The organism is Marivita sp. (assembly GCF_020055635.1).
Lineage (GTDB): Bacteria > Pseudomonadota > Alphaproteobacteria > Rhodobacterales > Rhodobacteraceae > Marivita.
In genome coordinates this window covers 59,317-72,097 of record NZ_JAIPUT010000018.1, presented here as the reverse complement: position 1 = coordinate 72,097, position 12,781 = coordinate 59,317, and the positions used below count along the sequence as shown (strand labels likewise).

The 12,781-nt window shown below is 61.6% G+C and carries 12 protein-coding genes; all 12 read right to left on the bottom strand.

The window, feature by feature from the left end:
- Positions 1–346 precede the first annotated feature (346 nt).
- The 12 genes from LCF60_RS10885 to LCF60_RS10830 all read right to left on the bottom strand — a co-directional run bounded on the left by LCF60_RS10885 (position 347) and on the right by LCF60_RS10830 (position 12,781).
- Positions 347–1,120: a cobalamin-dependent protein gene (locus tag LCF60_RS10885; protein WP_292291758.1), complete on the bottom strand. Its 774-nt coding sequence runs from the start codon at positions 1,118–1,120 to the stop codon at positions 347–349.
- 151 nt (positions 1,121–1,271) lie between these two features.
- Positions 1,272–1,775 carry a ferritin-like domain-containing protein gene (locus tag LCF60_RS10880; RefSeq protein WP_292291757.1) on the bottom strand — a complete coding sequence of 168 codons (504 nt, stop codon included), beginning with the start codon at positions 1,773–1,775 and terminating at the stop codon, positions 1,272–1,274.
- Between the two features lie 184 nt (positions 1,776–1,959).
- Positions 1,960–3,918, bottom strand: coding sequence for a protein-L-isoaspartate(D-aspartate) O-methyltransferase (locus tag LCF60_RS10875; protein WP_292291756.1), 1,959 nt, complete (start codon positions 3,916–3,918; stop codon positions 1,960–1,962).
- Between the two features lie 96 nt (positions 3,919–4,014).
- Positions 4,015–4,503, bottom strand: coding sequence for a DUF892 family protein (locus LCF60_RS10870; RefSeq protein ID WP_292291754.1), 489 nt, complete (start codon positions 4,501–4,503; stop codon positions 4,015–4,017).
- Between the two features lie 56 nt (positions 4,504–4,559).
- Complete coding sequence (locus tag LCF60_RS10865) at positions 4,560–4,790, bottom strand: hypothetical protein (protein WP_292291753.1); 231 nt, start codon at positions 4,788–4,790, stop codon at positions 4,560–4,562.
- A 130-nt stretch (positions 4,791–4,920) separates the two neighbouring features.
- Positions 4,921–5,664: a PRC-barrel domain-containing protein gene (locus LCF60_RS10860; protein ID WP_292291752.1), complete on the bottom strand. Its 744-nt coding sequence runs from the start codon at positions 5,662–5,664 to the stop codon at positions 4,921–4,923.
- A 355-nt stretch (positions 5,665–6,019) separates the two neighbouring features.
- Positions 6,020–6,898 (bottom strand): 2-hydroxy-3-oxopropionate reductase, encoded by an 879-nt coding sequence (glxR, locus tag LCF60_RS10855; RefSeq protein ID WP_292291751.1) that lies wholly within the window; start codon positions 6,896–6,898, stop codon positions 6,020–6,022.
- Positions 6,899–6,915: 17 nt separating this feature from the next.
- Positions 6,916–7,704, bottom strand: a complete 789-nt coding sequence (locus LCF60_RS10850) for an aldolase/citrate lyase family protein (RefSeq protein ID WP_292291749.1) — start codon at positions 7,702–7,704, stop codon at positions 6,916–6,918.
- A 104-nt stretch (positions 7,705–7,808) separates the two neighbouring features.
- A complete protein-coding gene (locus LCF60_RS10845; protein ID WP_292291748.1) occupies positions 7,809–9,056 on the bottom strand; it encodes a glucarate dehydratase family protein in 1,248 nt (415 codons plus the stop codon).
- Positions 9,049–10,203 carry an enolase C-terminal domain-like protein gene (locus LCF60_RS10840; RefSeq protein ID WP_292291747.1) on the bottom strand — a complete coding sequence of 385 codons (1,155 nt, stop codon included), beginning with the start codon at positions 10,201–10,203 and terminating at the stop codon, positions 9,049–9,051. Before LCF60_RS10840 ends, LCF60_RS10845 begins: the two co-directional genes overlap by 8 nt.
- Positions 10,200–11,099 (bottom strand): alpha/beta hydrolase, encoded by a 900-nt coding sequence (locus LCF60_RS10835; RefSeq protein WP_292291746.1) that lies wholly within the window; start codon positions 11,097–11,099, stop codon positions 10,200–10,202. The genes LCF60_RS10840 and LCF60_RS10835 overlap by 4 nt, the downstream gene beginning before the upstream one ends.
- Positions 11,096–12,781, bottom strand: a complete 1,686-nt coding sequence (locus tag LCF60_RS10830) for an ABC transporter ATP-binding protein (RefSeq protein ID WP_292291744.1) — start codon at positions 12,779–12,781, stop codon at positions 11,096–11,098. The genes LCF60_RS10835 and LCF60_RS10830 overlap by 4 nt, the downstream gene beginning before the upstream one ends.

The following is a 12,781-nucleotide window of genomic DNA, read 5'->3' as shown; positions in this document are numbered from 1 at the left end:
CGTCGAAACAAACCAAACCGCCCGCATATCTCTTCAGATATTAGCAATGTCAAAGAGCAACCCAGAAGACAAACAACCAGACCAGTGCGCCCTATACTATCGGCGCGCCCGCCCTGATATACCCCTGAATTATCCACCTTCCAGATCATCCCGGCCTAAGCCGGTCAACCCTTCCGATGTCTGCCGTCCGCCTCAGCGCCGTGCAGGAGTGCTCTCTACGGCTTGATCCCGATGACCGCAAGAGAAAAAATTCCAGTTTCCGATTTTTTTTGCGTTTTTCTTCAGATCGGCACTTTTTCGATCATCGACCGCGCGGGGATCGCCCCACCAATCACGCTGGTGAACCTCAGACGAAGCTGAGGCCGCTTGGCTTATCCCATGAACACAGGCGAACGGCTTCGTCCACGTCTGTCGCGACATGGTCCACGCCGGAGCGCCCAGTCAGGCCCGGTAGCGCTGCGTCTGCGATCGTACCCCCGAGCAAAACGGGGGCTCCGCTTGTTGTGGCCTTCCGGGCCGCCGCGACAAGGGCGCGAAGCGCGTGCACGCTGGTCCAGGGCGACGCCGAGATCATCGTGGCATCCGGCTGTCCCTGCCGGAAGGGCACTGCAAGGTTTTCGGCGCGTGCCTGAAGCGACAGCCTGACCCAGACGCCCCGGCGCCTGAGCTGCTGTGCCAGCAGGACGGCACCGAGCGTGTGGTGCTCACCGGCGGGTACGAGAACCAGGACACCCGGCCCGTCGGGTGCAAGGTCGCTGGGAAGATGGGCGTATTCCAAGGCGCCCAGCAGCCACTGCAACATGGCAGCCCCGACCGAGGTCGATGCAAAGGTGATCCGGTCATCTGCCCAGTCCTCGCCGAGCGTGCGGGCGACGGCCGGAATGTACCTGTCGACAATCTCGTCTTGGCTGACGCCTTGGGCCGCAATCCGGTCACAGATCGCCAGGCACCTGGACTTGCTGCAACTCAGCGCGGCTTTTCGCAGCCTGGCAACGTGCCGCGTTTTGATCGGCCGGTGGCCGGCACCGCGAGTCGCCATGCCCGCAAGCAACGCCTGAGCCATGGGGGCCACCGTGGAGGCAACCGTCTTGCGGTTCTCGGACTTCGGCGTCTTTGGCATCAAAGGACCCCTCGGTATGTGCCTGACCAAGCGACCCAGCTGTCTGACACCACGTTCATTCGTATCTTCGGAATGCCGTAAGGCCCGCGCCGACTTTCGGCACGGACCTCCTGCATCAAACCTGGCAATGCCGTCCGCGCGCCACGTCGGATCAGGCAGCTTTCCGGTTGATCCGCGATTCCGCGAGGCGGGTCAGCTTCTGATCCGTCGCCTTTTCCTCGGCCAGGGTTTCTTCGAGCACCGAAGCGCAGTCGTCGCGTCCCAGTTCCCGGGCCCAGGTGACAAGCGTCCCGTAGCGCGAAATCTCGTAATGCTCGACCGCTTGCGCAGCCGCCGCAAGCGCGGCATCCAGAACATCGGTGTCGTCGACCTCACCGGCGGTGTCCTCGGCCTCCTTGATGATACCATCGATGGCCGGGCACTTCACCCCCTTGGCATCAACGCCATGCATCTCGAAAACCTTGTCGAGTCGTTCGACATGTCCCTTGGTTTCCTCCAGATGCGTCTCGAAACCGCTCTTGAGTTCCGGATCCGTGGCCTTGTCGATCATCTTCGGCAGGGCTTTCACGATTTGCTGTTCAGCGTAGTAGATGTCACGCAAGGTATGCACGAACAGCCCGTCCATATCCTTGATATCGCTGGAAAAAAGTGCCATGTCCAAGTCTCCTTCGGTCAGAACCGGCACGATGCCGGCTTTCACGAGATCAACTTGCCCTGCAGCAGCCGGTTCCAGCGAAAACCCCGGAGATTTCACTCCGCGGACAGAGGCAGGTCTTTGCAGCGATTTTCCGCGTATCGGACGCCGCCGCGCTTCTCGTGCTTTTTCGACAAGACCGGGTTCAGACGCCGAAGGGATACGTGTCGGGTACGCCATCGCGCCGGTGCTCGGGGCCAAGGGGGGTGACCGCGCTGGTCTCGTCGAACCACACCCATGCATCGAACTGTCTGGGCAGGACTGCGTCTGAATAATGGCTCATCAGTTCTGTTTCGGGTCGATAGATCACGCCGATGAACCGCTCGAGCTTTTGGTCCATCAGACGGCGGCGCAGGGCCTCGTCGCGGCGCATGTCCAGCAGGAAGCGGGGCACGCCCGCCTCGTGGCAGATGCGCTCGTAACTGTCTGCGTGCGACGGGCGCACGCGTTTGACTTCCATTTCGCCGCCCCAGTCGCTTGCCGCAGCGACCGTTCCGGTATGGGTGCCGAAGCCGACCAGCGCGGCACCGTCTCCGAACCGTTCGCGGCAGAGCTGGCCGATATTGAGCTCATCCCGGACCTTGCCCATCTCGGTTGCCCGAGCATCGCCGATATGGCTGTTATGCGCCCACACCACCGCCTTGGCGTCGGACCCGCCAGCATCGAGCAGGTGTTCGAGCGTTTCAAACATGTGCGTGTCGCGGAGGTTCCAGCTTTCCGCACCGCCGTAATACATGATGCGGTAATAGCGTTCAGCAGACCGAACCAGCCGCGCGTTTTGTGCCGCATCAAGGAAACTCGCCCCGTCCTGCGCCTCGTAGTCGAGCCGACGCTCCAGGAGGTCGCGAAGTTGGGCGACCACTTCGTCCTCGCAGTCGCGATAGCCCTGGCTCAGGACGGCACGCCCATAGGTCGCCGGGTCACGCTGCCACGGGGTGAGGCATCCGTAGCGTTCGCGCGCGATCCGGGCAGCTTCGGGATCGACCTCGTCCAGATAGTCGAGAACGGCCGCGATCGACCCGCGCATGTTGTAGATGTCCAGCCCGTAGAAGCCGACGTTATTGCCTGCGCCTGTGGCATTGTAGGTGCGCAGCCAATGGCTGAACCCCTCGACCACGGTGTTTCGCCACATCCAGGTCGGAAACCTTGTAAAAGGCGGTTCCTCGGATTCGCGACCGGCATGATGCTGGGCATACCGGTTGATCGCGGCGGCATCCGGCCAGTCGGCCTCAACCGCGACGATGTTGAAGCCGTGGTGTTCGATCAGGTGCCGCGTGATGGCCGCGCGGGCGCGGTAGAACTCCGACGTGCCGTGACTGGCCTCTCCAAGCAGCACCACCCTCCGGTCGCCATACCGGTCAAAGACCTTCCCGAACTCGGCGCTTTCGATGTCGGGCAGCGGCTCGGCCACCTCGGCCACCATCTGCGGCAAAGTCTTGCCGCTATTTTGCGCGGGCACGTGGCTCGAGGCGGAACGACGGCCATCCTCGGTCCAGCCTTCCGCACCGATCAGCGGGACGAAGCGCACGGCACCGAGTTTTTCTTCATCCCAGCTGTCGGCACCGGTGCGGGTGATCCTCAACAGGGTCTGAACGGTGTCCGCGTCTCCAACGGGGATCACCATGCGGCCCCCTTCTCGCAGTTGCGTCTTGAGCGAGGCGGGCACCGAAGGACCACCGGCGGCAACGAGGATCGCGTCGAACGGGGCCGCGCCCGGCCATCCTGCCGTCCCGTCCCCGACTTTGATATCGACATTCGAAACAACGGCCTTGGCAAGATTGTCACGCGCCGTTTCGGCCAGTGGCGCGTGCCGTTCGATCGAAATCACCTTTTCTGCGATCTGCGCCATCACCGCAGCGGCATAGCCAGAACCCGCGCCGATTTCGAGCACACGGTTTCCCGGTCGGATCTCGGCCGCCTCGACCATCAGGGCAACGATATATGCCTGCGAGATAGTCTGCCCGTGGCCGATCGGCAGCGGGCCGTCTTCGTAGGCGAACTCTTCCATGCCGGGCGCCACGAACGCCTCTCGCCGGACCGTGCGCATGGCATCGAGAACATGAGGGTCACGCACACCGCGGCGGGCGATCTGTCTCTCGACCATGGCGTGTCTCTCTAGCGCTCTGTCAGTCATGCGGCCCCCGTTTTCCCGAGCGTCCATTGCCGTTGCCGAGGCGCAATGCGCACCCGCAGGGTTCAGTTACTGCGCCTTGGGGTTGACGTCTCGCTTGGCGAATTCGCTAAGGGCATCGTCGGCCGCCTTTTCCTGTTCTAGGATGGCCAGCAGCGCTTCAAGGTCTTCATCCAGCCCCAGTTGCTTGGCCCAACAGGCCAGAGTGCCATAGACGGCGATTTCGTAATGTTCGATCCGCTGCGCCGAGGCAATCAGCCCGGCATCGCGCAGCGCTCCATCGTTCAGCATCCCCGCCCATTTCTCGCTCTCGGCCACCAGTGACCGCATGGATTGGTCCTGGTGCTCGCGGGGATTGGCATCATGCTCTCCCAGCAGGCGTTCGACCTGATCGAGATGAGAGCGCGTTTCATCGAGGTGCTTTTTCAGAGCCTGCTTCAGCCCGTCGTCACTTGCGGCATCGTGCATTCTTGGCAGTGCATCGACAAGTTGCCGTTCGACCGAGCGGGCCTCCTGCAATTCCTTCAAGTACATTTCACGGAAGTCGCTGATATCCATTTTGTTACCCTCTTTGGTCGGAGTGGTGGTTTCGTTCGGGGTGCACGTTCATGCCGTCAGTCCACGGCCGCGGGTGCTGCCGGCCATGGCCATGCGATGGCAATGAGGCCCAACCAGAAGAACAGCAGGATGAGCACCACGGCGAAGGCGGCACCAACGGCAGGATAGTAGCGATATCGACCTCCCTGGCTGTAAGGCCAACGATCCCGCGTGTAGCCCCAGCCCGGAGCCGACGCGATCCCGAGGATGACAAGAAAGACAATGATCCAGAACCACAGGGCTTCCATTGTCGCTTTCTCCTCTTCTCAGGGCGAAGCTCTTATCCTCCGCGTCTGGTCAAGATCACCTCAGGCACCAAGTGCCGGGTCTTCAGGAAAACCATCGTGGGCGCATCACGCAGCCAGGCGGAAATCAAGATCACCGGGTCAGGCGGGATTGCAGATTTTCGTAGTTGAAGCTCTCGATCGTATCCACCTGGGTCGCGCCATAGGGCATGTCATATCGGGGCCCCAACATATCGCCGCGATAGGCATAGGGAGATGCGTAATATCCCGGCCGTCCGTATGTGGCTGCATCGCTGACCACCGCGGAAACTGAGCCATTCTGGACGATGAGGTCGGAAACATATCCATAGGGCGTGCCGTCCGACAGATAGGCGTAGTCGCCCATCAGGTCGGTGGCCTTGAAGATGCCGGATCCGGCGACAAGGTCATCATCGACCTGCTGGGTCCTGTCGACTTCGTCCTGTGTCACGATCTGCTCGTCGCCCCACATACCGCCGAAGATGTCATAATCGTCCACGGTATCCTCGGTTACGGGAACCTGAAGCTGCGCGATGCCACCGCTCATTGACACTTCGTCCCATGGAACATGCACGTGGGTGTCACCAATGTCCCAGAAGCCACCAACCTGTGCGATGATGCCAAGAACCTCGCCGTCGTTGCTGAAGATGACGTTCTCGACATCGCCGATCTCTTCGCCGTTGGCATCGACGATCTCGGTCATGTCGAACATGTTCTCGACACTCCAGCCCTCGGCATAAAGCGCGTCATACCCCCATTCGGCAAGGACCTCTACGTTATCGTCCTGTGCCAGTGCCGGAGATATGGCACCCAAGGCAAATGTGCTTGCGGTGCCGACTGTGCTCAAAAACCGTATCATGCCGGCCTCCTTCGTTCATGCCGCTTTGTCAGGGTCAACCGGATGGCAGCCTTGTTGTTCCAGCGTCCGCCAGATTTTCAAGCGGCGCGCAGCAAGAGGATCCGCCAAGCGGACCCCGGCACTGCGGGAACGATCGACCGGGTCTTCCAACGAAATTCCTTCCCGTGCCGGACTTATCTTCGAAGATACAGGCTCGGGGCTACATCGCTGCCATCATCGGCAGAGCATCTCGTGCATGCCGGACGTCGCAGGCGACAAGCCGAAGCGGCACAAGTTCAAAAAGCCCCCCTCGGCCTTTCCACCCGACATTATGTGCCGGGTCACGAGGCCAAAGGGGGGATTCAACGCTTGACGATCAAACCTCGTGATCCGCCATGATCTCGAGGGCGCGAACCATACCCGAGTGGTCCCAGGCCGCGCCGCCATGGGCGCTGCACGTGTTGAACAGCTCCTGCGCCGTTGCCGTGTTGGGCAAGCTCAGCCCCATCGTGCGGGCACTGTCCAAGGCGAGATTCAGGTCTTTCTGGTGCAATTCTATTCGGAAGCCGGGATCGAAGGTGCGTTTGATCATCCGCTCGCCATGGACCTCGAGAATCTTCGATGACGCAAAGCCACCCATAAGGGCCTCGCGCACCTTGGCCGGATCGGCCCCCGCCTTGGATGCGAAGACCAGGGCTTCTGCCACTGCTTCGATGTTCAGCGCGACGATGATCTGATTTGCGACCTTGCAGGTCTGCCCGTCGCCGACGCCACCGACCAGGGTGATGTTCTTGCCCATCAGTTCGAAGAAGGGTTTCACGCGGGCGAATGCCGCATCCTTGCCGCCGCACATGATCGTGAGGGTGCCGGCCTTGGCGCCGACCTCGCCACCCGAGACGGGCGCATCGACGTAGTCGCATTCAAGTTCGGCAATGCGCGCCGCGAATTCCTTGGTTGCAATGGGCGAGATCGAACTCATGTCGACCACGGTCTTGCCCGCGCTCAATCCTTCCGCGACACCGCCCTTCGCAAACAGCACGTCTTCGACATGCGGCGTGTCCGGAACCATGAGAAAGACGATATCAGCCTTTTCAGCAACCGCTTTCGGCCCGTCGCAGGCGATGCCCCCGGCTTCGGTGAATGTCGCCGGCACGCCACTGCGCGAATGCAGATAGACTTCGTGACCCGCGCCGATCAAATGGCCCGCCATCGGGCCGCCCATGATACCCAGTCCGATGAAACCAAGCTTGCTCATGTCCGTTTTCCTTTCCTTCAATAACTGTTCACGGTCGGCGCAGGCATGCCGCCACGCATTGTCGACAGGATCTGTTGGGATCCCGCCGCCATGAGACGTGCATCGGACGAGACGGTGACCAGCCGGTAACCCATCTCGATCCGCTTCAACGCGAATTCCGGGGTGCCATTGTGAATGCCCGCGAACTTTCCGTGTTCCTTCGCCTTGGCTGCAATCATCTCGATCGCCTCGGCCACCGGCGGATCGACCTCGTCGAAGGTCGGATTGCACCCAAGCGCCAGTGAAAGATCCGACGGCCCCACATACACAGCGTCCAGGCCCGGAACCGAGAGAATGTCCTCGAGGTTGTCCAGCCCCTTCCGGGTTTCGATCATGGCAAAGATCACAACTGTTTCATCTGCCTTTTGCGGATAGTCCGCACCACCATACAGCAAGCCACGGATCGGCCCGAAGCTCCGGGTTCCAAGCGGCGGATAATGTGTCCAGGCAACAAGGTTCTCCGCATCCTCGCGTGTGTTGACCATCGGGCAGATGACACCGTACGCACCTGCATCGAGGGCCTTCATCAGATGCGCCGGATCAAGCCAGGGAACGCGCACCATCGGCACCGCGTCGGTGGTCGAGATCGCCGTCATCATGGTTACTGCCGCCTGGTAATCGACAACTCCGTGCTGGATATCGACGGTCAGCGTGTCCCAACCCTGATGCGCCATCGTCTCGGCCGAAAAGCCGTTCGGCACAGCAAGCCAACCATTGACAGCGGCGCCACCAGAGGCCCAGATTTTTCGTAGTTTGTTCTCACGCATGATGGTTCCTCATTTGGTGGTCCTGCCCTGTCGGGTTTTCCGCAACGGCGACGGCATCATTCCCTCAGCCTGCGTGCGGATCGCGCGAGGGTTTTTACAAGGCATCAGAATTTCGGCCTTTCAAAGCTCCAGTCCGGCCAGTGCTTGCGCAACTCGCTTTCATCATCACGTTCGGTGATCCCGCAGTCGACGTAGTTCCGGTGCAGCCGCGCCAGCGCCTCCCGATCAAGCGTCACGCCAAGGCCCGGACCCTCTGGCAGGCCCAGAGACCCATCCGTGAAGGCCAACTTGCCACCCGCGATCACCTCGTCGGTCTGCCATGGATAATGCGTGTCGCAATCATAGGTCAGGTTCGGCGTGGCCGCCGCCAGATGTGTCATCGCGGCCAGGCTGATGCCCATATGCGAGTTCGAATGCATCGACAGCCCCAAGCCCCAGATCTCGCAGATCTTGGCCAGATCACGGCTGGCCTTGAGACCGCCCCAATAATGGTGATCCGACAGGATCACGCGAAAGGCATCCTGCGCCATGTTCGGCGGCAGGTGTTCGTCGGCCACCACATACATATTTGTGGCAAGCGGGATGTCGGTGGCCGCCTGAACCCGGGCGTTGCCCTCGATGCCGACGGTCGGATCTTCCAGGTACTCGACAAGCCCTTCCAACTGCGGCAGCAGGCGCAAGGTGGTCTCGACCGTCCAGCCCCCGTTCGGATCGATCCGCAACGGCGCTTCGGGAAAGGCCTCGCGCAAGGCGCGCAGCCCGGCGATTTCCTCTTCGGGCGGCAGGATTCCGGCCTTGAGCTTGATCGCGCGAAACCCATGCGCATCAATCATCCGCTGCGCCTCGCCCACGAGTTGCTCGGGCGTGAGAACCTCGCCCCATGGATCAGGCGTGGCATCGTGATGCCCGGCGAACTTGTAGAAAAGATAGGCCGAGAACGGCACCGTTTCGCGCACCTGCCCGCCCAGCAGATCGCAGACCCGCCGTCCCGTCGCCTTTCCGAATGCATCCCACATGGCAACTTCGATGGCGCTGACCAGCCGTGGCACAAGCCGGCCGGTGCCGGTCTTGTAGCCGACTGCCTGCTCGGCAACGCCGCCACGCGCCTGCGCCCAAAGCGCATTCAGATCGGTCACGTCGATCCCCACCAGCCGTGGGGCAAGCGCCTTCAGCCCGTCAATGACGGACAGGGTGCCATAGCTTTCACCAAGTCCGACCACACCGCCTTCGGTCTCGACCTCGATGATCGACCGCAAGGCGAAAGGTTGATGACACCCGGAATTGTTCAGCAGAGGCGGGTCGTAGAACGCGATTGGCGTGATACGAATATCGGCGATACGGGTGTCAGGCATCGACCAGGTTCCCGTCGATATATGCCATGTCCAGGTCCTGCCCGAGGCCCGGCTCCTCGCGCCCGTGGACATATCCGTCCGCGTCCATCTCGTCGTCGATGCGATTCTGGAAATCCTTGGGTTTGTCGTAGTCGATGAAAGGATGCAGCAGACCGCGCTCGTAAAAGCTCGTGTTCGGGATTGCCAGCGCGACGGACAGGTTGCCAGCGCCCGTGCCGTGCATTTCGCAGGACATGTGAAAGCATTCTGCCATGTGCGCGGTGCGCATCGCAGGCGTGATGCCCCCCAGATCGGACACGCCTGCCCGAACGAGATCGCAGGCGTCGTGCTTGACCCATTCAGCACGGGTCCAGTGTTTGCCCGTCATGGTCTCGGGGCCGAGGATGTTCAGCGACGTGTTCGCGGTGAGCCATTTGTACGAGGACATCGACGCCTCTTCCATCGGCTCTTCCATCCAGCGGAAATCCAGTTCGGCGAGCTTGTTGGCGAGCCAGAGTGTGTCGGTGCGGGAATAGAAGTGATGCGGGTCGAGCATCAGGGGAACATCAGGCCCGACCGCCTCGCGCACGGCGGCGCAGGCCTGGTAATCCTTCCGTACATCCGGCGCACCCGGCACTGGCGGCATCCAGCCATGCAGCTTGACCGCCTTGTAGCCACGGGTGTTCACCATCCAGTCGGCAAAGCGGGCGTAATCTTCCGGCGTGGCCAACCCGTTTTCCAGATCATCACCGCACATCGTTGACCCGTAGGCCAGGATCTTGGGCCGATGACCACCAAGCAGTTTCCAGACGGGCTGCCCCGTCACCTTTCCCTTGAGATCCCACAAGGCAAGATCGACCGTCGCGAGCATCTTGTCGGTCAGCAATCCGCCCCCCAATCGTTGCCACTTGTAAACCTTGTACCAAAGCCGATCGGTCAACATCGCATCCTCGCCGATCAGATTCGGCCGCACGAACCGATCCAGCAGCGCCTCGGCAACATCCGACGTGCGGGTCACGACATGCCCTGTATCCCCGGTGTCCGTCGTGATCGTCAGCAGCGCACTTGTTGTCGTGCTTTCAGGGCCGGGATGGCCGTGCCCGTCGCTGTCGCGCACCGTGTTCGTGGTGTGCCGGAATATCTTGGAGGTAACGGATTCAATCTTCATGTCAGGCTTTCCAGGTAAGTGGCCGCCCGGGTCAGGCAGGCATCTGCGGCAGGGATGAGACGACCGCGGTTGATGAAGCCGTGGGTCACCCCAGGCTCGATATGCAGGTCCACGGGCACACCCGCATCTTGAAGGCGCAACGCCATCTTGCGGCTGTCATCGGCCAGCACATCGCATTCAGCGGCTATGATCGACGTCGGTGGAAGAGCCGCTGCGCGAATGACCTCTACCGGCGTGGACAGCGGTGTGATCGCTGCATCCGTCGCGCGCCTTTTTCCGGGGTCGTAAAGGTCGAACAGCTCCTGCATGCGGGCCCGGCCAAGGCCAAAGCCTTCAGCGTACCGGGTATAACTGTCCGTGCCGAAATCATCGGACGTGACCGGGTAGAACAGCAGCAGGCCGGAGATGGCGTAGTCGAGGGACAGCGCAAGCGACAGGGCCAGGTTTCCGCCTGCCGATGCCCCCCCCAGCGCGATACGGTCGATGTTCCACCCGTTCGCGCGGCCACTGGCCCGCAGCCAGCGATACGCAGCGCGGCAGTCTTCCAATCCGGCAGGATACGGGTGATCGGGTGCCAGCCGATAGGATATCGAAAGAACGTCCCACCCGCTTTGCGCCGATATCAGACGGCAGGCCCTGTGGTTCAGCGGGATGGACCCGCCGGCCCAGCCACCGCCATGAATGAAAAGCAGCGTTCCGTCCGACGTCGCCTTACCCCGCCGGGCCGCCGTGGGATAAAGCCGCGCTTCTCGCATGTTCCCATCCGCACCGGCAAAGCTCAGTGTCCGTTCGTCAGTGTCTTGTGTACCATGGGCCCAGTATTCCGCCGCCGCGTCGGGCGATGCGAAACCGGCGTTGGTCTGCTGGGCCTCGGCGACCCCTTCGGCCAGCATCATGCAACCTCGGGCCGGTAGCGATGGCGCTGGCGGGTGCCGCGCAACGCCGGATCGGGCAGCGGAACCGACGACAAAAGGGCCTTGGTATACGCGTGCTGCGGATCGCCGATGACCTGTTCGGTCTCGCCGATTTCGACGATCCGACCGCGATACATCACGGCGACCCGATCGCAGAAATAGCGAATCACCGCCATGTCGTGACTGATGAAAATAAAGCTGAGACCCATCTCGGCCTGCAACCGCAGCAGCAGGTCAAGAACCTGCGTCCGGATCGACACGTCGAGCGCCGAGGTCGGTTCATCCGCGATCACCACCTGCGGCTCGAGCGCGATTGCACGCGCCACGACGATCCGTTGACGCTGGCCTCCAGAGAAGGCGTGCGGATACCGCTCCATCATTCCAGGATCCAGCCCGACTTCGCGCAACAAGACCGCCACCCGATCCTCCAGCTCGCTGCCGGCGCAGATGCGATTGGCGATTAGCGGCTCCGAAATGATCTGCTTGACCGTCATGCGCGGATTGAGCGACGCGAAAGGGTCCTGAAAGATCATCCGGATCTGTTGTCTGCTGTTGCGCAGTTCGGTCGCGTTCAGATGCGCCAGATCCTTGCCACCATAGACGATCTTGCCGCGCGTCGGATCATAGACCCGCGAGATGCAGCGCCCGACCGTGGTCTTGCCCGACCCACTTTCGCCGACAATGCCAAGAGCCTCGCCCTTCCGAAGCGAAAAGCTCACGCCATCGACGGCCTTCGTGACATCCGTGACGCGCTGGAAAAAGCCTTCTCTCTTTTCGAAATGCAGGCTGAGATCCTCTACCGTGAGCACAGGCGGGGCATCGTCCAGCGCGCGCACCTTCGCCGGTGCCGGTTCCTCGAGAACCTTGACGGCGCGCAAAAGCTTTTGGGTGTAGGGATGGCGCGGCGCAGAAAAAACCTGGTCCACATCGCCCTGCTCCACCACATGGCCTTTCTCCATCACGACAACATCATCGGCGATTTCAGCGACGACGCCCATGTCATGGGTGATGAACATTACCGCCATGCCGACATCGCGTTGCAAGGTCTTGATCAGGTCGAGAATCTCGGCCTGGGTGGTCACGTCAAGCGCGGTTGTCGGTTCATCCGCAATCAGGACGTCAGGCTGGCAGGACAGCGCCATGGCAATCATCGCCCGCTGACGCATGCCACCCGAAAACTCGAACGAATACTTGTCGACCGCCTTTTCCGGTTCCGGGATTTCCACCTGCGCCAGAAGGTCTACCGCCATCTGCCTCGCGGCCTTCTTGTCCATATCGCGATGCAGGCGGATCGCCTCGACGATCTGGCTTCCGATCGTGTGCACCGGCGACAGCGACGACATCGGCTCCTGGAAGATCATGCCGATGCGCCCGCCGCGAATGTCGCGGATCTCGCGTCCGCGCGGATCAAGCGCGGTCAGGTTGACCGTCCCGGTTCCGTCGGGGTCGAACAGGATACGCCCGCCATTGATGACACCGGGCCGCGGCACCATGTTCAGGATCGTCCGCGCAGTGACCGATTTGCCAGACCCGGATTCCCCCACGACACAGGTTGTCCGGCCTCTGTGCAGATCGAAGCTGACGCCGTGCAGAACGTCCAGCACCCCCTGACGCATCGAAAATCCGACCGTCAGATCCTGGATCTGGATGATGGGTTTGTTCAT

Excerpts from the sequence above, each read along its gene's own strand:
- LCF60_RS10885 (WP_292291758.1), bottom strand. The coding sequence starts at position 1,120 with ATGCCAAAGACGCCGAAGTCCGAGAACCGCAAGACGGTTGCCTCCACG.
- LCF60_RS10880 (WP_292291757.1), bottom strand. The coding sequence starts at position 1,775 with ATGGCACTTTTTTCCAGCGATATCAAGGATATGGACGGGCTGTTCGTG.
- LCF60_RS10875 (WP_292291756.1), bottom strand. The coding sequence starts at position 3,918 with ATGGTCGAGAGACAGATCGCCCGCCGCGGTGTGCGTGACCCTCATGTT.
- LCF60_RS10870 (WP_292291754.1), bottom strand. The coding sequence starts at position 4,503 with ATGGATATCAGCGACTTCCGTGAAATGTACTTGAAGGAATTGCAGGAG.
- LCF60_RS10865 (WP_292291753.1), bottom strand. The coding sequence starts at position 4,790 with ATGGAAGCCCTGTGGTTCTGGATCATTGTCTTTCTTGTCATCCTCGGG.
- LCF60_RS10860 (WP_292291752.1), bottom strand. The coding sequence starts at position 5,664 with ATGATACGGTTTTTGAGCACAGTCGGCACCGCAAGCACATTTGCCTTG.
- glxR (WP_292291751.1), bottom strand. The coding sequence starts at position 6,898 with ATGAGCAAGCTTGGTTTCATCGGACTGGGTATCATGGGCGGCCCGATG.
- LCF60_RS10850 (WP_292291749.1), bottom strand. The coding sequence starts at position 7,704 with ATGCGTGAGAACAAACTACGAAAAATCTGGGCCTCTGGTGGCGCCGCT.
- LCF60_RS10845 (WP_292291748.1), bottom strand. The coding sequence starts at position 9,056 with ATGCCTGACACCCGTATCGCCGATATTCGTATCACGCCAATCGCGTTC.
- LCF60_RS10840 (WP_292291747.1), bottom strand. The coding sequence starts at position 10,203 with ATGAAGATTGAATCCGTTACCTCCAAGATATTCCGGCACACCACGAAC.
- LCF60_RS10835 (WP_292291746.1), bottom strand. The coding sequence starts at position 11,099 with ATGATGCTGGCCGAAGGGGTCGCCGAGGCCCAGCAGACCAACGCCGGT.
- LCF60_RS10830 (WP_292291744.1), bottom strand. The coding sequence starts at position 12,781 with ATGAACAAACCCATCATCCAGATCCAGGATCTGACGGTCGGATTTTCG.